We start from the raw sequence: 19,306 nt of genomic DNA on the forward strand, positions 1-19,306 counted from the left end.
CGCCATGCCCCTACCGTCGAACGCCTCCCGCGTCATACCCCGACCGCCGCATTGCTGCAATTTTTAGAGGCGCCCCAAACTGAAGACGCTATGCGAGACGGGCTCTAGATTCTGGATTTCCATGCTTGATGCGTAGAAATTTCACTCACTGAAAGATGGATCGAACCCGCGCACAGCGCGGGTCCCTCGCAAAGTCACAGGTCGAACAGGCTGGCACTTCCCTGCTTGCCATCCCGTAACGACAGCAGGCTTAGCACTTACAACTCTACCTCCCAAGATTTGAAGCTCAGCCTGGCCGCAGCCTCTGTAGCATCGGCGAGCTTCCGGATATTGCCCCAGGTCTGCTTGTAATTGGGCAGAATCAGTGTGTTTGTGCCAGCGTTGGTTACATTCCCCTGTGTTCCCGAGGGCGCACCGAAGATCATGAACGTCTCGTTGCGACGCGCGGTCGGCTCCAGATAGACCATGGCTTGCGTTGCGCCGACATCGTTGTGGATCTCTGCGAGATCACCATTTTTCAGACCAAGCTCGGCGGCGTCGTCGGGATTGATCTGCAAGATCGGCATCGGAAAACGGTCAGCGACGAAATCATTGTCCTGATCGAGGAACCAGTTCTGCCAGTTGATGTTGGAGCGGCCGTTATTGATCAGGAAGCGGTGATTGGACCTCTGTTCCTCCTTGCCGGGTGCCTCGAGCCCGCGCCAGGTGCCGGACATGAACAGGGCCTTGCCATCCTCGCGGCCGTGACGTTTGAACACGCCATCTTCGTAAAGCCGGGTGGTGCCGGCCAACTGGCCGTTCGCGTATCCGGTGACGGGTTCCTGAACGCCGTTGTTTCCGGCGGCACGCAGGCGTTCATAGGTGACTTCCGGGTTTGCCGAAGCATAGCCGTCCATGAAGGCGTCTTCCTCGGTCTGCCAGCCGAAGCCGGTGAACTGTTCGGCATAGTCGGCGCGCCCGTCTTCGCGCAGCACGCGTTCCAGATGATTGGCGAGCCGGGCGGCGATCAGGCAATCGGGCATCGCCTGGCCGGGCCCGTCCATATATTTCTCGACCAGTCGCAACCTGCGTTCGCCGTTCATCGATGTGAGGTTCATCTCGCCCGACTCGACTGCCGGAAGGATGACGTGGGCCGCCTGACCGATCTGGCTGTGGATGATGTCGACATTGACCGAGAAAAGGCCGCCTGATTCGACCGCAGCCACGATGGCGTCCACTAGTTCGTCACGCGTCGCGCCCACGGCCGCGTCCATGGCTGCCTTCACGATATTGGTGCGGCGGTTGTATTCCCGCTTGAACGTGTTGGCGTTCAACGTCGTCTTGTAATGGTCATTGGCCCAGATGTGATGCACCTTGCCGCCGCCGCCAATGATCAATTCGTCGATATAGGGCGCAGGACGGCCGACATGTGCATCCGAGGGACGGAAATATCCTTCCTGATGCCCTCCAAGACGGCAACAGCCGCCACCCTCTCGACCGACGTTTCCGGTGGCCAGCGCAATGTTCAGCAAAGCACCGATGGTGCGATAATTGTCATTGCCCCAGATGATACCCTTTTCATAGGCGGTGACGCATTTGCGACGGCTGCCATCCTCTTTGGGCTTGGCGATCCATTCAGCGGCCTTGACGATATCGGCCTCGGGCACGCCGCAAACTTCGGCTGCTTCCGCGGCTGACAGACGACAGCCTTCGCGCGCAGCCTCGAAAGACCCCAGATTGGCGGGATGCGCGGCATCTTCGGGCACAGCGACGGCTTCCTGGATGCTGTGCTGCGCAATGAAGTCCTGATCCACCCAGCCCTGATCGGCGATATGGGTGAACAGCGCGTTGAACAGCGCCAGGTCGGTGCCTGAATTGATCTGCAGATGCAGGACATTTTCGGCGCCGGCGACCTCTTCGCAGGCATTGGTCGTGACCGTCCGGCGCGGGTCAACGATCAGCACCTTTGCGCCGTTGCGCATTCCCGGCATCATATGGTTGAGAAACAGGTTCGTCTGCGTCTCGATCGGGTTGGCACCGATCAGGAAGATCGTGTCAGTCACCTCGTAGTCGCTATAGGCATAGTTCAATTCATCTACGCCCATATCCCGGCTGGAATGCACTTCCGAATTATAGGCGGGGCGGTTGTGAATGCGGCAATGTTTGACCTTCATCGAGCCGAAATACAGCTTGCCGGTGCCCCAGGTGTTTTCGTAGCCGCCGGCGCTGCCACCGTGGTCAAACATGGATACGTAAAGGTCGTTCTCGTTGTCCTTGTCGATCACCCGCGCCGTCACCCGCGCGACCAGATCCAATGCATCATCCCAGGTGGTGGGCTGCCAGGTGCCATAGCGCCAGACCAGCGGATCGGTCAGGCGCTGCTGTTGCGTGCCTGATACGTCGCTGCGGCGGTTTTCGGCCATGCGCGCACCGCGCACCGAACCCAGACCTGAATTCACGACGCAGTCGGAATCGGGCTTGATGACCAGATGCACATTCTGGCCGTTCTGTTTGACGACGTTATACATCGACGGCGCATACCAGGCGTCCGTCTCCATCGGTTGCTGCTGCGACAGGTCCTCGCCGGACCAGTTGCTTTGCGCCGTGCCCTGCTTGTTCGTGGGCCAAGTGTAGGCCTTGTAGCCGCAACCGACGATGCAATAATGGCAGGTGACATTGTGCACCTTGGCGTCTGCGGGAATGATCGGCAGGCGGTCGATTTGTCGCTTGTAGGTCATGATCCCCTCCCTCAGGCCAGCACGTTTGACAGGCGGCCATAGATCAGCTCGTCCACGCCTTCGGCGTAGATGTCGCCCTTGTCATCGACGCGCAGTGAGAATTGCGGCAGGTTCTGGGTTGCGTGTCCCCAGGTTTGCTGGCCGCCCGCCTCACAGTCGAAGCGGCTGAAATGGCCGGGGCAGTTCAGCGTCATGTCATCCGCATGATAGGTCAGCGGCCAACCTTTGTGCGGACACAGAACCGAAAACGCAACGATGTCGCCGTCCGGCCCGGCGCCGCCCGCCACCGCTTTGCCCAGCTTCAGCAAAACGCCGGGGCTGTCTTCGTCCGGGTAGGTGACATGCATCGGTTCATTGACCGCCAAGTCGGCAATGTTGGCCAGTCGGTTGGCGGGATAGTCGACCAGCGCCAAAGCTTGCGCCCGTGCCTCGGATGGCGAAACGAATGTTGCGGCGGCAGCGCCTGCGGCACCGATCACGCCGCCGCGAAGGAACTGGCGCCGGCCGACTTCGACCAGCTTGCTGCATTTCATGGTCATGGTCCTTCCTGTCATCGTTTTTTGACAGAGTAACAGGCGTCGCCCGAGCGTCTCAACGGGCCTGAGGTTCGTGCTGCAAAGCGGCAAGCATTTGATATAGTGTATAATTTTTAGTTGTTCGGATTTCCGAACACGGAAGCTGGGTTAAAGGCCCAGCTTCTGCATCTTTTCCCACAGCGTCGTGCGGGAGACGCGCAGCAGTTTCGCCGCCTCGCCAACCTGACCCTCGGTCCGCTCCAACGCGGCGGCGATCTGGGCGCGCTCGGCGGCGTCCCGAACCTCGGCCAGCGGGCGCAGGATCGGATCGGCAGAGCGTTCGGGAAACAGGTCCGAAACCAGGATGGTATCCGATTCCGTCTTCTCGATCGCGCGCGCCAGCCTTGACCGCAACTCGCGGCCATTACCGGGCCAATCATAGGCCCGGATCGCCTCTTCGGTGGTCGCGGCAATGCCCGTCAACGGTTCGGCGCGCCGGGCGTTCATGCCCCGGAACAGCTGCGCGGCAAGCCAAACGGCGTCCTCGGGTCGGTCCGAGAGGGGCGGCACGACGATCTCGTGCAGTTGAAGCATTGCCATCAGATCGCGGCGCAACTGCCCAGTGCGACTGTCATGGTTTCCGCCAGTCGTGGCGATCAGCCGGAAGACCGAGGGGCCGAGCATTTCCATCAACCGATCCTGCACCGCCATGGCCAGCCGCTCGATGGCGATCAGGATAAGCGTGCCCTCGCCAACCTGATCCGCGGCACGGCGCAGATCATCTTCGCCCGCCAAACCGGGCTGAGTGTCGATCAAGACGATCGGGGCCGCGCGCCGATCGGACTGGGCATGAATACGCCGGGCCAGTCGCAGCTTGCCAAGTCCTGACGCGCCACGGATCAACACCGGCCCATCCCGCAGCGCAGCTTCGGCGACCTGTCGGTCAATACGCCGGGCCACTTCGCTGATACCGCTCAGCGGTGGCAGTTCGAGATCGGCGCGCGGCTGCATCACGGTGGCGAGGCGCGTCAGAAAGCTGCCCAGATCGAAGGGTTTGGTGATGTAGTCTGCAGCGCCCGAACGGATCAGCCGAACCGCTTGGTCGATGCCGCCCTGCCCGGTGATGAACAGGAAGGGAGGCGGTTGATGGGTTCGCGTCAGCGTCTCGTAAAGGTCTTCGCCGGTCCCATCGGGCAGGCGGATGTCGCAGATCACCGCATCCACACTGCGGCGCGGGGTCCGGATGGCTGGCAGGGCGCGGGCGATCTGTCGATGCCACTGGACCTCGGCCCCTTCCAATGTCAGCCGCTGCACCAGCGAGGCGCCCATGATCTCGTCGTCTTCGACGAGGACGATCCGACGACCCTTAAGCATCGCTGCCCTCAATGGGTGGCAGGTCGACACTGATGATCGTCAGCCCATCGATCCGCTGATGCTGGATGGTGCCGCCCAGACCCGCGGCAATGTCCCGCACCAGCCTCAGCCCGACCCCACCGCCGGGCGGCAGCGGCGCTGCCTGCAAGAGACGGGTCAAGTCGCGCTCGGCAAGCCCGTCGCCGCTGTCACTGACGGCAAGCGACAAATCGTCGCCGCCACCGCTGACGGCCAGACCAACCCGCCCGCCTTGTCCCGCCGCTGCCCCGGCGTTCAGCAGCAGGTTCAGGGCGACCTGCCGGATCGGCGCGGCCGGCTGTTGCGCCAGCACCTTTTCCGCCGCCTCGATCCGCCAGTCCAGCATCTGCGCGCGCCGATGTGCCTCGGCTTCGAACAGCAGACGGAGGTCCTCGAAATCCTCCGGTCGCAATGGCTGACCGGCGCGATCAAGGCGGTTCTGGTCCAGAATGGCGCGGGTCACGTCGCGAAGGTGCTGTAACCCGCGCTGCATCAATTCGGCGGATTGGCGGACGACTTCGGGGCGATCCGAATAGGTGCGGATGGTGTCGGCGGCATTCAGCAGACCCCCAAGGGGGTTATTGATTTCATGCGCCAGCGATGACGACAACCGCCCAAGGCTGACGAAGCGCTCGCGCTCGGACAGGCGCCGCTCGGCCTCGGCGCGTTCCTCGACAGCCGTTGTCATCCGGTTATAGGTATCGATCAGGCGCGACAGGCCGGGATCGCTACGCGGTATTTCTGCCTCGCCGACAGGTCGCGGTGTGCCGCGGGAATCGTCCATCGCGCGCACCAGCGTTCCGACCGGCCGCAGGATGCGCGTTACCGCCAGCCACCCGGCAAAGGTCAGAAGCGCAGTCGCCAGAGCATTGCCAACCAACAGCCAGATGGCCGCTTGCCGCCGCTCGGCCAGAAGATCGGTGACGTCGAGTTCGGTCACGATGTGCCCGACGGTCCTCCCCTGAACCGCCAGCGGTGCCGACACGTTCAGGACCGGATCACCCGTCATCCGCACTTGGTGGGGTGCCACGGCCGCGGCGCCAAAGCCGGCGATCTCGGCGCCCACCGGCGCGCGACGCGGGTCGGTGGCGGCCAGCACCCGGCCTCTTTCGTCCGCGACGATGGTCAGGCGCAGTCGTTGCCCGTCAAAGGCGGTCTGCGCACGGTCTAGGATGTCGTAAACCTCCCAGACGTCTTGGCGCAGGACTGCGGGACCGAGGGCGACCGACAGTCCTTCGACATGAAGGCGCGCCGTCTCGGCCAAGCGGGCGTCCTGTGCCCGGCCAAGCGCGAACAGAACTCCCTGGCTTGCGACCACGCCAAGGATCAGCATCAAGCCTGCGGCGACCAGCGGAACACGCGCGGTAAAAGGCAGATCGCGAAAGCGCCGCGCTATCATCAATCGGCCCCAAGCACGGCGATACGTGTCGCGATGCCGTCGTAAAGCGACGGTTCACATGGAGTTACCTCGTCCAGGTGCAGCAACCTCAGCGCGGCGCGGCCTTTTTCGGTCTGATCCAGTGCCAGCAGCGCCGATGCGCAGGCGGTGACCGCCGGTTCTTGCAAGCGGTCAGACCGGGCGACGAAAGGCGGAAAGCCCAGCCATTCCGATTTAGCGACGACTTTCGTGCGCCCGGTCAGGTTGGGCTCGACCGCGCTCAGGGCTTCCCAGACATAGCCGTCGACGCTGCCGGATCGGGTCAGCCCGCCCGCCACCGCGCGCACGACATTGCGGTGCCCGAAGGTAAAGATCGAGCGTGAGAAGAACCGCTCGGGCGTTTCACCAAGACGCGCGAGGTCGGAAGCAGTGACCAGATATCCAGAATTGCTGTCGGGATCGGAAAAGGCATGCGTGCCGCCTTTTAGCCCGTCCAGATCGGTCGCGTCGTCATCGACGCCGGCGATCAGATAGGATTGATAAAGCGGCTTCCCGTTCCAGACCGGTGCGCCCAGCAAGCTAAGCTCGGCCCTGTGCTGCAGATAGGGATAACCGCAGGTCCAGGCGGCATCGACCGAGCCGTCCAGCAAGGCGCCACTGATTTCCTGATAGGTGCGGCGCTGGACAAGTTCGATGTCCTGGCCCATCGCGACGGCCAGCGCCGATTGCAGGGCAGCGATCACCTCGGCATCGTTGTCCAGAAAAACCGGGGTCAGGGCAAAGCGGAAGGTGGCCTGGGTCTGCGCATTGACGCAAGGTGCCGCCAAAGCGGCCGCGCCCATTATCATCACTCTGCGAGAGACGAGCATTCCTCTCTCAACCCTCCGATCGTAGTGGTCGCCAAGATCACGTCTAGCATGGCAAAATCGGGCTTGCATCTGTTCCAAAGTATCGTTAATCGACGATTGACGATAAAAAGGTGATTTTAACGTGATGCAGGAAGATGAAGTCACATTGGCCGCGCTGGCCAAGGCACTGGCGCACCCGGCGCGCATTCGCATCTTGCGGCTATTGCTCGCCACGCCCGGCTGCATCGGTGGCACCATCGTGAACAAGGTCGGCCTCGCCCAATCCACGGTTTCGGAACATCTGCGCATTCTCAAGGCGGCTGGCGTCATCACCGGCGAGATCGATGGCCCGCGCACCTGCTATGCGTTGAACCCGCAGACCCTTGATCCGCTCGCCGGCTTCATCGCAGCCTTGACCCCGCCATCCGGCCGCGCCTGCTGCCTGACCGACGAGGAGGTCACGGCATGAGCCTGTTCGAACGTTGGCTGACCCTGTGGGTGTTTCTCTGCATCGTTGCTGGTATTGCCTTGGGAACGATGTTGCCGGGCCTCTTCGGAACGCTCGCCGACCTGCAATTCGCATCGGTCAATCTCGCCGTGGCGGTGCTGATCTGGGCGATGGTCTATCCGATGATGATCGCCATTGATTTCTCGGCGCTGAAGAATATCGGCCAGACATCGAAAGGGCTGGTCGTCACACTGACGATCAACTGGCTGATCAAGCCCTTTACCATGGCGCTGCTGGCGGTGCTGTTCTTCAAGCATCTCTACGCCGGGCTGATCGCACCGGCCGAGGCCGACCAGTACATCGCCGGGCTTATCCTGCTGGGTGCGGCGCCCTGCACGGCGATGGTCTTCGTCTGGTCGCAGCTGACCCGAGGCGACCCGAACTTCACGCTGGTGCAGGTCTCGGTGAACGACCTGATCATGGTGGTGGCCTTCGCCCCCATCGTCGCCTTCCTGCTGGGCGTCACCAATATTACGGTGCCGTGGGAAACGCTGATCCTGTCGGTGATCCTCTATATCGTGATCCCGCTGATCGCCGGCTGGCTGACGCGGCGCGTGCTGACTGCCAGGGGAGGCGCCGCGACGGTCGAGGCGTTCATGGCCCGGATCAAGCCCGCCTCGATCCTTGGCCTGCTGCTGACGGTCGTGCTGCTGTTCGGCTTTCAGGGCCACGTGATCCTGGCGCAGCCCCTGGTCATCGCGCTGATCGCGGTGCCGATCATCATCCAGTCCTATGCCATCTTCGGCCTCGGCTATCTGTGGGCCTGGGCGTGGAAACTGCCGCACAAGATGGCCGCGCCCTGTGCGCTGATCGGCACCTCGAACTTCTTCGAACTGGCGGTTGCGGTAGCCATCGGCCTCTTCGGCCTCAACTCGGGCGCGGCGCTTGCGACCGTCGTCGGCGTGCTGGTCGAGGTGCCGGTGATGCTGAGCCTCGTCGCCTTCGCCAATCGCACCAAAGACAGGTTCCCGGCATGAGCTTTCCCGTCGTCATCCATCACAACCCCGATTGCGGCACCTCGCGCAACGTGTTGGCGATCATCCGCGCCGTAGGATACGAGCCGGTCGTGATCGATTATCTGGCCGAGGGCTGGACCCGGCCGCAGTTGCTGGGCCTGTTCGCGGCAGCAGGACTGACGCCACAGCAGGCGCTGCGCGTGGCACGCTCACCTGCAGAAGAACTTGGCCTGACTGCACCGGGCATCAGCGACGACCAGCTTCTGGACGCCATGGTCGCCCATCCGATCCTGGTGAACCGGCCGATCGTCTGCACGCCCAAAGGGGTGCGTCTGTGCCGTCCGTCAGAGACGGTACTGGACTTGCTTGACCGTCTGCCTGCTGGTCCGCTGGCCAAGGAAGACGGCGAAGTGATCATCGACCGCGAGGGACATCGCCTTGTCTGAGACGCCCGCTATCACCGACGACCTGTTCCCCGGCATCGACCGTGACCGGCTGCTGGCCCCGGCCATGTCCAGCCACCCGCCACGGATCCTGATCCTCTATGGCTCGCTGAGGACGCGCAGCTTCTCGCGCCTGTCGGCCGAGGAGGCCGGGCGCATCCTGACGCGACTTGGCGCCGAGGTGCGGTTCTTCAATCCGTCGGGCCTGCCGCTGGTGGATGACGGCGTCGATGCCAGCCATCCCAAGGTGGCCGAGTTGCGCCAGATGGTGACCTGGTGTGAAGGCATGGTCTGGTCCAGCCCCGAACGACACGGCGCCATGAGCGGGTTGATGAAGACGCAGATCGACTGGATTCCGCTGTCCGACGGCGCTGTCCGTCCGACGCAGGCCAAAACGCTGGCCGTGATGCAGGTCTCGGGCGGCTCGCAAAGCTTCAATGCGGTCAATCAGATGCGCATCCTTGGCCGCTGGATGCGGCTGTTGACCATCCCCAATCAATCCTCGGTGCCGAAGGCGTTTCAGGAATTTGACGAGGCGGGTCGGATGCGCCCGTCGCCTCTTTACGACCGCATCGTGGACGTGATGGAGGAGTTGATCAAGTTCACCCTGCTGACCCGCGATCGCAAAGATTACCTGGTTGACCGCTATTCCGAGCGAAAGGAAAGCGCCGAGGCGCTGATGCAACGTGTGAACCTGAGCTCCGCGACCTGAGGCGGCGGAGTTAGTCAATTGTCAGAAAAGTTTTATTAGCGGCACCAAGATATTTCTGTGATTCATGAAATATAGAGAAACAACGCGCCGACGCCGTTTTCCCTGACGGAGTTGTTCAGCATCATGCAACACAAACTGGGCTCCTATCGCGGCTGGATGAAAAACCAGTGGCAGGTCATTGGCTCTACGGGTGGGATTGGAACGTCCGGTTTCTGGGCTGCCTCAGGTCCATTCATAACTGCAGCGAAATTCCGCTTCCCGCCCGATCTGCATGAAGCCCGCGAGAAAACTGACCTTCAAACGACCCATTGTTGTCGACACAGGTCATGCTCATGCGGCGAAGGGATTCCTGATCGTGATCCTGTCGGCCACCCTGAACCCGTCCTGCATGTGCTCGGAAAGCACGGTGTCGCATCCCGCCAGCAGCCCGGCCGCGACGATCATCGCGTCATAGACAGACAGCGCGAGCTTCCGCGCCAGGGCGATGCCCAGCTCGTGGGTCTCATAGGTCAGTGGCTCGACGGTTACAAACTCACGGATCATCAGCAGAAATTCATCGCTCTGCGCCCAACTCATCCTGAACTTCCGCCGCGTGACGTTCGCGATCTCGTTCAGCACCTGCACGCTGACGGTTCCGCCGCCGCGCAGCAGCCCTTCGGCGATGTCGGCCTTGGCACGGTCGCCGGAGAGGAGATAAAGCAGGACGTTGGTGTCGATGAACCTACCGGGCATTAGCCTCGTCCCGGTCGAACTGATAGCCCTTGGGCATCAATCCGCGAAACTTGCGAAGCTTTGCCAGAATTTCTTCGGGATCGCGGCGCCGATGGACCTCAAAATGCCCGGCATCGGCCGCGGTGATCTCGATCTCGTCGCCCGCCTTCAGCCCGAGTTCCCGGACCATCCGCGCAGGCAGGCGGACGGCCAGAGAGTTGCCCCATTTCGCGATCTGCATGATGTTCGGCTCCGCCGTGAATGATACACATTTCCAATAATGTATATCCTGACCGCCGGCGGTTCAATCCGTGTTGCGATTATAGTTCGTGGCCGAGATCCTTGCTGCGGGAGCGTTGCTGCTCGTCGGCCTCCTGCTCTGCCATCTTCTCTTTGACCTGCCGGGTCTGGGCGAGGCTCATGCCGACAGACTGATGCGCCTCGCCCGCCGCCGCGACAGCCCGCGCGATGGCTCGACGCTGACCCGCGTCCGGGAAATCGACGGCCAGGGCGTTGGTGTCACCCGTCGCGATCCGCGCCATTGCATTGTCGCCATAGCGTTCGCGGAAGTCGGCGCCGAAGCGAGCGGCGTGCTCGTCATTCTGGAACTCGACCTTGCCGTGCTGGGCATGGGCCTCGGCCATTGCCGACAGCGTGCGGGTCAGCTTGTCGCTCAACGCCTCCTGCTCGATCGGCACCGCGCGGGAAATGACACGCGCCGCCGCAGCATAGACGGTATCGACCAGCTCGGCCGCCCTGCCCCGCCCGTCCTCGGAAGACAGATCGATCTTCTTCGCATCTGCCACAGCCAGAATATCGGCCTTGATCCACTCGCGCTCCTGCCAGGCATTCGCGGCACCAATCTCCATCCGGGACTGAATCACGCTTGGATCGATCCCGGCCCTCTCTGCGGCTGCGCCGATCTGCGCCGCCATTTCGCTCAAACCATCCGGCCCGATGACCTTCTGCTTGTCCTGGACAGTGATACGATCCCCGTCCATCTGCGCCAGGTAGATGGCTGTGCGCGGGGCATGGTGCATCAGCTGCGCGCCGCGATTATCGCCCAGATCGCGCACGATCTCCGAGGCGATCCCGTAAAGCTCTTCGCGCAATTCACGCTGGTCCTGCACGGGCAGGCGCGAAATGTCCCTCTCGCTCTCGTCCAGCCAGGTCCCGAAGGCAGTGGCCAGATCGCCGCGGTTGCGGATGGTATCGAGGTCCATGACGATCTCCTGATTGCGGTGATGGATGATGCCGCCCTGCTCCAGCAACCTGGCCGCGGCTTCGATTTTTTTGGCCAGGTCCTCATCGCTGATGAGTGTCGCCAGGACGGCGAGACTGCGCAGCGTCTCGATATTGCGCTGGATCTGGTCGAGTGCATCGCTGAGCGCCCTGCCCTGCCGGCGGTTCTCGATCGGCGCCCTGCCCTCGCGCGCCGCACGCTCGATCTCGGCTCGCGACGGTCCATAGGTCAGGATGCCGCGATCCAGACGGCTGCTCTTGTCCAGAAACAACCCGTGCTCGCCGGCGATCCCGACCAGCCGTTCCTTCATGAAGTCGAGATTGAAGGCATGGTCCTTCGCCATGAAGAACCAGTCGCCATTCTCCAGGCCCCGGTTGTTCACGACCACATGGACATGCTTGTTGACGCGATCCGTGTGCAGGGCCGCGACATAGGCCCATTCCTCGCCCTCCGCATGCAGCCCGGACTGGAACAGCTCCATGCACCATTCCTCCACCACCGGACGGGCGCGCTCGGCGCTGACATCGAAGGGAAAGGAGACCAGCAAATGCGTGGTCTGGCCGTTCTTCGGATCGCCGGTCCATTCATCCGACCACTGATCGACGACAGCCTTGCGCTGATCGCCGTCCAGTGTCCGGGCCCGCGGGTCAAGATCGGCCATGTTGCCGAATACCGCCGCCGCCTTGGAAAACAGGTAATCCAGCTGATTGCCAAGCTGCTTGCCGGTATGGGTGCCGCCGTTGTGGATCTTCTTCAGCACCACTGCATTCGAGCCCTGGGCGACGCGCCACAGCCCTGCCGCCCTTCCGGAAACCTTCGGCCTCGGCGTCATGAACCGGTCGAACGCGCGCGCGGCCTCGGCCTGCTGGCGCGCCAGCAGCGCCGCGCCGCCCTGCCAGATCGGAAACTCGATCTCGCCGATCAGCGCGTCGGCCAGCCCGCCCCGGCTCATGCCTCACCCTCCACGAAGGCCTTGAAGAGACGCACCCCGCGTCGGCGCTGTTCAGCAACCACCGCCTGCAGGAAGGTCCGCACCTTCGGCAGGCTCAGCCGCAGATCGTCGAGTGCGTGCATGTCGCCCTTCGCCAGCTTGATCTTCCTTGTGTTGGCGGCAAAGGCGATCTGGTTGATGTTCACCCCGATCTTGTGCAGCTCGTGCTTGATCGCCTCCAGCTCCGCCGCCTGCTCGGGCGGGAATTCCAGCATCCCGACGCTCGACCGCAGCAGGGTCCGCAGCACGTCCGACCGGCTCTCCGTACCGAGCACGTCCTTCAGCCGGTCCAGCTGCTGCACTTCCTCCGGGGACAGGCGCACGGCCACGGCGCTGCCATAGGTCGTGGTGGCCTCGGACTGACGCAGCTTGAGCGCCTTTTCGGCCTTGATCGCCGCGAGTTCAGACCCGACAGCATCGGCCACCGCCGGAACTGCCTCGCCCGCCTTCAGCTGGCGGATCGCCTCGCCCTTCTGCCCTCTCGTCAGCGATTTACGCGCCATCAGAGCCCTCCCCGCGATGGCAATCGGACGGACTGTAAACATTCGGCATTTCCTGCCACTTCCCCCTATGTACCAGAGTAACCCAGGATCGCGGGCATAACAAACAAATTCGCAACCAGGGGTTGCGCCCGCTGTCGCGATCACAGGGATGCTCGGTGCGGCATATAGGGCCCGTTTGCTTAACTGAAAAACAGCGCCGGCACACCGGCACCGCTGCAGGCGCCAACTTGGCGCCGTCGCCTGTGACCGGATGAACCGTGGGGTGATCTGCAACTTGCCGTGGGAAGCCCGTCAGTCGATTGCCGATCGCGCTGTTACCATCTGGGCCGTTATACAAGGCCTGTAGGAAAGGCTGGCCTTCCCGGTCGGCCGGCACTGCTGCCAGTCCTCCCAAAAACGGCACAGAGCCCCCTGCCCTTCGGCCAGCATCGATACGGATGGAACCGGAACCATGACAGTCCCAGGCCATGACAGCGGATCGTGTGCCTGCGGCGCAGGATGATCAGTCAGGAGAGAGGAAGGGGCGTTGCCCCTCGCCGCGGCAAGGGGAATCGACAGAACCGGGTCCTCGCCGCTGGCGCGGCTGCGGGCCGCACCACTTCCGTCGATTCCCCTTGTCGCAGCTACCCCCAGTCTCGGCGACGGCCAGACCCCGAAAACGACTGTTTTCGGGGCTGTCCCCATTGCGGAGTGCCCATACCGGTGGAGGGAAAAATGGCCGATGCTGCTGGACGGGATTGCAAGGAGATGCGCCCGGGACTGCGCCTGTCACGTGTGGCGGACCTGATCGATGCCATCCATGGCTGCCATCCTGACGATGCCGAGCAGATTCTGTCGGTCATCCTGGAGGAATGGCAGACCGGGGCGCCCATGCCGCCCTTCCTTGACGCCATGAGCGATGCAGAGTTCTGGGCCCATGCCGCGACCTTCGAGGAGCTGCGCGCTGTCTTCCTGGCCGCAGGACAGAAGCTGGCGCGGTACCCGCTCGGGCCGCAGGGCCGGATGCGCATGATCCGGAGATTGATGGATGGTCTGAGTGATGACGAACGGCAGGAGATCATGGGCCCCTGCCCGACGGATCCCAGGCGTTGCTGGACGAGGTCGAGCTGACCTGACGGATCAACGACTGGCCCTGACTACCTCAGCAACGCCCCCCCGCACGGCGAGCCTGCGCGATCGACAGCGCCATGACATCCTGCAACCTGGCCATCACCAACATCTCCGGCGACGCGGATCAGCGTGGAATTGATCTCGACGAAACCAGTCGCGAGTGACGAAAGGTCATGGGTGTCAGTTCCAGAGAAGCCGCCTTTATCGGCGATCGCGAGGCCCGCCCGATCGTAACCTGGACTGCAGCGGGAGCGCGGCGTGGCGCATTGGAGACGTAGCAACCAGTCAAACTCAGGTGCTTCCGAAAGGTCGAGAACGCATCGGAAAATTCATCCCCGGAATCATCCACAGAAACTGGGGATAAGTCTCGGCGCCCAAAAGACACCGCTCGAGGCGGGGCAGGCATAAACAGTGCCCCGGTCTTCAGCGCAGCAGTTCCGCCCTTTCCTCATTCGTCATCTCACCGAGGAGCCGGCGCATGAGGCGCATGCGTCCCCGTGCGCCAAGCCGGCGCTCGCTCAGGCGCGCGCCGCTGGCGAAGAAATAGGCCGTCAGTTCCGGCAATGTCGCAAAGGCTGCCCAGGCTTCCGCCTCCTCCTCGATGGCCCTCAGAGCGGGCAGCGGCGGGCCCGCGCCCATCTCGGCCAGAACCCCCGACAGGATGAATTCCGCATCGGCGCGGTCGCAGGCCGCGATGGCATCGAACAGGGCCTGTGTGCGTTCGAGGCGCGTTGGGTCGGGGCCGGCCATGAGCTGACCCTCAGAGCCGGATCCGCGCGGCCAGGTCGCGCGCATCGTGCTGGTGATGGAGCCTGTCGCGACCATCGTCGTGGCGGTCGCCGCGCCGGGCCAGATCGAACCGGGTGCGGGGATTGATTTTCATCGCGGCGGCCCGGATCACGGCGCCGCCGCCGGCTGAGATCAGCACATTGAGGCGGGAATATCGGGCAAGGATGGGCATGATTGCTCTCCCATGGGGCCGCCTTACGCGGCGGCCCGGTTGGTTCTGTCCAAGAGACCCGCGGGGGCGGTGCGCATCAGCCAGTCAGCGGCTTTCTGCGCCTCGGTCGCGGCCTTGAAGATGAACCGCTTCTCGGACTTCAATGCTCGCAACCAGCTTTCCACATAGGCCGCCGTCTGCCCGAACTCCGGTGTCACCCCGATCTGTGCGCAGACCATGGCACCGCCGATCTCGGCCACCAGTTCCTCGAAGGCCCGATCCGCCCGCCCGTTGAAGCGGCTGAACCGGTCCAGCCGATGCGCCGCGCCCGTGCCGTGGCAGCTCTCATGGGCGAGCGTGGAATAAAATCCGGCGGCATCATGAAAGGTCCCGACCGGCGGCATGTGGATGAAATCGCCTGCCACATCATAGAAGGCTTCTGGTCGGTCGCTTGTGCGCCGCTCGATGCCGGTCGCGTCAAAGAAAGCCTCAAGCGCCGGGTCGGTCTTGGTGCCAAGATCGCGCGGGGCCTCGATGGGCTTGCCGTGAAATTCCTCGGGCAGGCCGTCGATCTGATCGCCGTTGAAGACGCGATAGGCCTTCGCATAGCCGAAGGTCTTTTCTTCGCCGGTCTCGGCATCCTCTTTTTCAAAGGTGCCGTATTTGACGACCGTGGCGGATGTCTCGCCCTTGCGGACCTGACCGCCGGCCTCCTGGGCCTGCCGATAGGTGAACCAATGGCCGCTGCGATAGCCCTGTTCAGCCGCCCGCGCCCAGAGCATCAGGATATTTATGCCGCGATAATACTCCCCGTTGCTGCGGCGGGGGAAAGGAATGCCGCCCGCATCGCCGGTCCAGGGCTTCCGCCAGACCGGGGTGCCAGCCTCGAGGCTGGCAATGATCTGGTCGGTGACATGCTGGTAGACATCGAACTCGGCCATCATGCGCCCTCCTGAACGGGACGCTCCACAGCGAACACGACGGTCTCGGTCTCGACGCGATAGTCGATCTTGCGCAGCAGCACCTGTTCCAGTGCCTCGCGCGGAACGCCGGGATAGGTCGCGGCGATGACATCCAGCAACTGCGGGCGATCTTCCTCGAAATAGTAGCCGTTGATCGCCCATGCGATCAGGCCGGGGGTATGAACGAGAGGGGAGGATCCCAAGCGATAGTCAGCCATGTCTGGCCTCCTTTCCAGTGACGGGCGGCGAGGTCCTTGCCCCGTTCCGCCGGTGGGCGGACCTTCCTGCTCTGCTTGTCTCGAAAGGCCCATGCCTTTCGGAAAGCAGAGCGGGGAGGGCGTAGCCCTGCCCGCGGCCCTGGGGCTGACTGTCACGGGGTCGGGAAGGCGGGGTGGTGCGGCCCGCAGCGCGGCACGCGCGAGGACACGGCCCGCCTGGACGACGACGCGCCGCAGACGCGGCGCTTGCCCCTTGACCGGCAGAGGCAGGGATGCGTGGCGGATGAAACGGACAAGAACGTCGTCGGGTCGGGGGTGAGCCGGGCTTGCCCGATCGATCCCCCGGCACGGCCGCAGATCATCCTGGACCGCAAAAGCGGGCCTCCATCGATCTTCCTGGCCGCAGGCTGCCCGCGTGAGCGACTGGATGGAACGGTAAAGGGGCGGCTTGCGCCGCCCCTGTCGTTCACTCCTGGTCGTCGTCCCGTTTCGGGAAGGCGACCATATCGACGCCGGGGAACATGTTGTGGCGGACCTGGATGGAGGTGATCTCGCCGGCGTCGTTGCGGTTGATGAAGAGGACACCGCAGTTGTCCCAGAACGTCTTGCCGTCTTTCTCGCCGGTTTTCACGCGGAGCTTCATGCTATCAAAGGCCATCTGGTTTTCCTTTCCTGCTTGGCGTTTCGATGAAATTTCCGGGACGGGGCAGGAAGAGCGCCGGTCAATGAGGAATTTGTCTTCCGCGCGGAATGGCCGAGAGGCCAGGGGAAATTCGTCATTGAAGGCCGAAGGCCGCCCGGCGCGCTGCCCTGTCATATTTCATCGCTGAGAAACGCACCTGCCGGAAAGGACCGGGTTGGCCACGACAGCAAGCGACCGCGGAACCGTGAGCGAGAAAGACGGCAACAACGGGACCGGCTGCCTGTCTCCGGTTCAACCGCAATGCCGCCGGGGGTGACAGCGTCCGGCTCCGACTGCCACACCATGTTCCTGCGCGAGAGATTTTGGCTCATCCGAACAGGCCGACCGGGATTGGCCGGGGGCGGCGCAAGTTGCCCCATGATCCGGTTGCGAACGCGACGGCAGAAGGGCAACCCGCGTCAGCGGCCGAATGGGCCAAGACGGGCGTCACAGCGGCGCGGGCCCTGCTGCGCCTGCAAAGGTATCTGCAGGCAGGGCGGAGAGCCGTCTGACCGCAGTGCGGCATGGCGGCCGCAGCGACGTCGCGAAAGCGGCCATTCATGCGAGGCCTTCAGTACGCGAGTGCGCCCAATGGCAAAAGTGATGTAGTGCGAGTGCCGCTTCCTGCTCACTCGCTACACTTCACCTTGAAATTAGAGCGGTTGAGGTGCATCTTAAACACATCCGGAAATTCGGAAGGGTTTTGTTATGGAAACGCTCAGCGGCGCCCCACCTCGCGTCGATAGGCTTACGATTAGTGAAGCCGAGGCGGTTACCGGTGTCAAAAAGACTCACATCAACCGCCTTCTTGATGACGGCCACTTCGACTCGCTTTGGGCTGTGGACCGGGTCTCAGGTCGGCGCATGCTGGACTTGGACCTCTGCGTATTCGTGAAGTTCCATGAAGACACCGGCAAGCTTCTGGCACCGAAAGCTCGGCACAAAGTCTGGAGTATGTTCGTTGAGAAGGTCAACTCTTCGAGAACGCCGCTGGTCCATGCATCGTGCAGCGCAGGCGCCAAGGCGTTCTTCTTCGTTCTAGACAGCGCGCTTTCAGTGGACATGACGTCTCATTGCCTGCACGTCAATAGCAGTTGGAAGACGCTCCGCCGGTCGCGCGCGGAGATAGCGAGCGATCCGAATATTCGAGGAGGCATGCCGGTAATCGCCGGAACACGGATCGGCGCTTATGAAGTCGCCGACGTGGTCGATAGGGCAGGTGTGGATGAGGCTCTTGAGATGTACCCGTCTCTTGATCACGAAAAGGTGGACGCGGCGGTTCTCTACGCGAAGGCCAACCCGCGGACGGGGCGACCGAGCAGAGGGAGTACGTACGGGACCGACAGACTTCGACTGAAATCCGTACGCAAGCACACCCGTAAGGCTAGCTAGGGGCCATCGGTGAAGTTTCTCATCGATGAGTGTCTTACCCTCGACTTGGCGCAGGTGGCGATAGAGGCAGGATACCCCGAGAGTGCTCACCTGACACATCGCGGGATGACCGGCTTGAAGGATCATACTCTCATGGAGCGAGTCCTTGCTGAGGACTGGACCTTAGTCACGCGCAACTCGGACGATTTTCGACCGCCTGAGGGGAGCAATTCAAACGCGCCTTGCTACCTGGGGATCGAGCTTCATGCTGGACTTGTGTGCCTGAACCTCCCGAACGGTGCCTTGCGGGGGGATCACATCGATTTCTTCCGTGCGGCACTCGATGACTTGGGAGAGGATGGCGATCTGACAAACCAGATATTGGAGGTCTGGCCTGCTGAGGAGCAAGACGTTCTCGAGGTTGAACGATATGATTTTCCAGCGAACCTTCCTCCGTTTGACGCCGAAAACCCGCAACCCGCCGATGCGGATGCTGCGCCGCCGCCAGCTGAATAGGTGTCCGATCTATTTCAGCCCGCGTTAACTTTGACGTTCTCGATCCACCCGTCCCGTGGAAGTCGACCGGGCGGACAGCGGAAGTTCGCTGCAAGTTGAGAGAAGCAGACTTTAGGACGAGAAGCTGGCATTCTCAATATTCACAAGTCTTTGTAGCGGTGACGTGATACCTCTCGGCCAGTTGGCAAGCATCTGAGGAATGGCCATGAGCTTTATTGAGCGCATCCGAAAACTACTTGGCATGCAGCTTAGGGAACCTTTGCCCTCATCGCATCAGCGTGAGGAACAGTCGGATGAAGTTCTGATCTTCGTGATCGACGAAAGCTACGACCACATCGATGAATACGTGAATTGGGACGACCACGCGGATGAGTGTGCGGCAACAGAAGCGGCCAGCAGGATATTCCTAAATCGCATCAAATCCGAGTTTGATGCCGACTTCGAGGAAGCAAACATTGGTCCCGGTGCGGACTTGCCTGCGTTCGTCACGGCCATAGCCTCGAATGTCGTTCCGCTTATTCCATGTGACCTGCCCCCCGCGAAATCCCTCACCGTGATGTAGAGTCTGCGCCAACTTTGAAGGAGCAGGC

The 19,306-nt window shown here is 62.6% G+C and carries 22 protein-coding genes and 1 pseudogene; 9 read left to right on the top strand and 14 right to left on the bottom strand.

Going from position 1 to position 19,306, the window contains the following annotated elements:
• Positions 1 to 257 precede the first annotated feature (257 nt).
• From ACFSCT_RS00005 to ACFSCT_RS00025, 5 genes are all read right to left on the bottom strand, one after another.
• Positions 258 to 2,717, bottom strand: coding sequence for an arsenate reductase (azurin) large subunit (locus ACFSCT_RS00005; RefSeq protein WP_379139241.1), 2,460 nt, complete (start codon positions 2,715 to 2,717; stop codon positions 258 to 260).
• A gap of 11 nt (positions 2,718 to 2,728) precedes the next feature.
• The gene (locus ACFSCT_RS00010; protein ID WP_379139242.1) at positions 2,729 to 3,256 is read right to left on the bottom strand and encodes an arsenate reductase (azurin) small subunit; all 528 of its coding nucleotides are present in this window, start codon (positions 3,254 to 3,256) and stop codon (positions 2,729 to 2,731) included.
• Between the two features lie 144 nt (positions 3,257 to 3,400).
• The gene (locus ACFSCT_RS00015) at positions 3,401 to 4,606 is read right to left on the bottom strand and encodes a sigma-54-dependent transcriptional regulator (RefSeq protein WP_379139243.1); all 1,206 of its coding nucleotides are present in this window, start codon (positions 4,604 to 4,606) and stop codon (positions 3,401 to 3,403) included.
• Positions 4,599 to 6,023 carry an ATP-binding protein gene (locus ACFSCT_RS00020; protein WP_379139244.1) on the bottom strand — a complete coding sequence of 475 codons (1,425 nt, stop codon included), beginning with the start codon at positions 6,021 to 6,023 and terminating at the stop codon, positions 4,599 to 4,601. Before ACFSCT_RS00020 ends, ACFSCT_RS00015 begins: the two co-directional genes overlap by 8 nt.
• Positions 6,023 to 6,844, bottom strand: a complete 822-nt coding sequence (locus ACFSCT_RS00025) for a substrate-binding domain-containing protein (protein ID WP_379139245.1) — start codon at positions 6,842 to 6,844, stop codon at positions 6,023 to 6,025. The genes ACFSCT_RS00020 and ACFSCT_RS00025 overlap by 1 nt, the downstream gene beginning before the upstream one ends.
• Positions 6,845 to 6,995: 151 nt before the next feature.
• Between ACFSCT_RS00025 and ACFSCT_RS00030 the strand changes: the two genes are divergently transcribed.
• From ACFSCT_RS00030 to arsH, 4 genes are read left to right on the top strand one after another with little or no spacing between them, the layout of a single operon-like run.
• On the top strand, positions 6,996 to 7,319 hold the full coding sequence (locus tag ACFSCT_RS00030; protein WP_379139257.1) for an ArsR/SmtB family transcription factor: 324 nt from the start codon (positions 6,996 to 6,998) through the stop codon (positions 7,317 to 7,319).
• Positions 7,316 to 8,335, top strand: coding sequence for an ACR3 family arsenite efflux transporter (gene arsB / locus ACFSCT_RS00035; RefSeq protein WP_379139246.1), 1,020 nt, complete (start codon positions 7,316 to 7,318; stop codon positions 8,333 to 8,335). The genes ACFSCT_RS00030 and arsB overlap by 4 nt, the downstream gene beginning before the upstream one ends.
• Positions 8,332 to 8,760 carry an arsenate reductase (glutaredoxin) gene (gene arsC, locus ACFSCT_RS00040; protein WP_299911341.1) on the top strand — a complete coding sequence of 143 codons (429 nt, stop codon included), beginning with the start codon at positions 8,332 to 8,334 and terminating at the stop codon, positions 8,758 to 8,760. The genes arsB and arsC overlap by 4 nt, the downstream gene beginning before the upstream one ends.
• Positions 8,753 to 9,469 carry an arsenical resistance protein ArsH gene (gene arsH, locus ACFSCT_RS00045; RefSeq protein ID WP_379139247.1) on the top strand — a complete coding sequence of 239 codons (717 nt, stop codon included), beginning with the start codon at positions 8,753 to 8,755 and terminating at the stop codon, positions 9,467 to 9,469. Before arsC ends, arsH begins: the two co-directional genes overlap by 8 nt.
• Before the next feature lie 330 nt (positions 9,470 to 9,799).
• On the opposite strand, the gene ACFSCT_RS00050 is transcribed toward arsH, so the two are convergent.
• The 4 genes from ACFSCT_RS00050 to mobC all read right to left on the bottom strand — a co-directional run bounded on the left by ACFSCT_RS00050 (position 9,800) and on the right by mobC (position 12,959).
• Positions 9,800 to 10,201, bottom strand: coding sequence for a PIN domain-containing protein (locus ACFSCT_RS00050; RefSeq protein ID WP_379139248.1), 402 nt, complete (start codon positions 10,199 to 10,201; stop codon positions 9,800 to 9,802).
• Positions 10,191 to 10,421 carry an AbrB/MazE/SpoVT family DNA-binding domain-containing protein gene (locus ACFSCT_RS00055; RefSeq protein ID WP_379139249.1) on the bottom strand — a complete coding sequence of 77 codons (231 nt, stop codon included), beginning with the start codon at positions 10,419 to 10,421 and terminating at the stop codon, positions 10,191 to 10,193. Before ACFSCT_RS00055 ends, ACFSCT_RS00050 begins: the two co-directional genes overlap by 11 nt.
• 79 nt (positions 10,422 to 10,500) lie before the next feature.
• Positions 10,501 to 12,375: a relaxase/mobilization nuclease domain-containing protein gene (locus ACFSCT_RS00060; protein WP_379139250.1), complete on the bottom strand. Its 1,875-nt coding sequence runs from the start codon at positions 12,373 to 12,375 to the stop codon at positions 10,501 to 10,503.
• The gene (mobC, locus tag ACFSCT_RS00065; RefSeq protein WP_379139251.1) at positions 12,372 to 12,959 is read right to left on the bottom strand and encodes a plasmid mobilization relaxosome protein MobC; all 588 of its coding nucleotides are present in this window, start codon (positions 12,957 to 12,959) and stop codon (positions 12,372 to 12,374) included. The genes ACFSCT_RS00060 and mobC overlap by 4 nt, the downstream gene beginning before the upstream one ends.
• A gap of 70 nt (positions 12,960 to 13,029) precedes the next feature.
• Between mobC and ACFSCT_RS00070 the strand changes: the two are divergent.
• Together ACFSCT_RS00070 and ACFSCT_RS00075 are read left to right on the top strand one after the other, a co-directional pair.
• Positions 13,030 to 13,104 (top strand): annotated as a pseudogene (locus ACFSCT_RS00070) (hypothetical protein); the annotation flags it as partial.
• Positions 13,105 to 13,631: 527 nt separating this feature from the next.
• Entirely contained in the window at positions 13,632 to 14,027 is a 396-nt protein-coding gene (locus ACFSCT_RS00075; protein ID WP_379139252.1) for a hypothetical protein, read from the top strand.
• Positions 14,028 to 14,450: 423 nt separating this feature from the next.
• On the opposite strand, the gene ACFSCT_RS00080 is transcribed toward ACFSCT_RS00075, so the two are convergent.
• From ACFSCT_RS00080 to ACFSCT_RS00100, 5 genes are all read right to left on the bottom strand, one after another.
• Positions 14,451 to 14,777, bottom strand: a complete 327-nt coding sequence (locus ACFSCT_RS00080) for a hypothetical protein (protein ID WP_379139253.1) — start codon at positions 14,775 to 14,777, stop codon at positions 14,451 to 14,453.
• A gap of 10 nt (positions 14,778 to 14,787) precedes the next feature.
• The gene (locus ACFSCT_RS00085) at positions 14,788 to 14,988 is read right to left on the bottom strand and encodes a hypothetical protein (protein WP_143794999.1); all 201 of its coding nucleotides are present in this window, start codon (positions 14,986 to 14,988) and stop codon (positions 14,788 to 14,790) included.
• 23 nt (positions 14,989 to 15,011) lie between these two features.
• On the bottom strand, positions 15,012 to 15,911 hold the full coding sequence (locus ACFSCT_RS00090; RefSeq protein ID WP_143794998.1) for an ArdC family protein: 900 nt from the start codon (positions 15,909 to 15,911) through the stop codon (positions 15,012 to 15,014).
• Complete coding sequence (locus ACFSCT_RS00095) at positions 15,908 to 16,147, bottom strand: hypothetical protein (RefSeq protein ID WP_143794997.1); 240 nt, start codon at positions 16,145 to 16,147, stop codon at positions 15,908 to 15,910. The genes ACFSCT_RS00090 and ACFSCT_RS00095 overlap by 4 nt, the downstream gene beginning before the upstream one ends.
• A gap of 466 nt (positions 16,148 to 16,613) precedes the next feature.
• The gene (locus ACFSCT_RS00100) at positions 16,614 to 16,805 is read right to left on the bottom strand and encodes a hypothetical protein (protein ID WP_101754930.1); all 192 of its coding nucleotides are present in this window, start codon (positions 16,803 to 16,805) and stop codon (positions 16,614 to 16,616) included.
• A 732-nt stretch (positions 16,806 to 17,537) separates the two neighbouring features.
• Here ACFSCT_RS00100 and ACFSCT_RS00105 point away from each other — a divergent pair.
• The 3 genes from ACFSCT_RS00105 (at position 17,538) to ACFSCT_RS00115 (ending at position 19,278) form a co-directional block, all read left to right on the top strand.
• Positions 17,538 to 18,221, top strand: a complete 684-nt coding sequence (locus tag ACFSCT_RS00105; RefSeq protein WP_379139254.1) for a DUF433 domain-containing protein — start codon at positions 17,538 to 17,540, stop codon at positions 18,219 to 18,221.
• 9 nt (positions 18,222 to 18,230) lie between these two features.
• Positions 18,231 to 18,716, top strand: coding sequence for a DUF5615 family PIN-like protein (locus ACFSCT_RS00110; protein ID WP_379139255.1), 486 nt, complete (start codon positions 18,231 to 18,233; stop codon positions 18,714 to 18,716).
• Between the two features lie 205 nt (positions 18,717 to 18,921).
• A complete protein-coding gene (locus ACFSCT_RS00115) occupies positions 18,922 to 19,278 on the top strand; it encodes a hypothetical protein (protein ID WP_379139256.1) in 357 nt (118 codons plus the stop codon).
• Positions 19,279 to 19,306 lie beyond the last annotated feature (28 nt).

The sequence above is a fragment of the Paracoccus pacificus genome, assembly GCF_042680785.1.
Lineage (GTDB): Bacteria > Pseudomonadota > Alphaproteobacteria > Rhodobacterales > Rhodobacteraceae > Paracoccus > Paracoccus pacificus.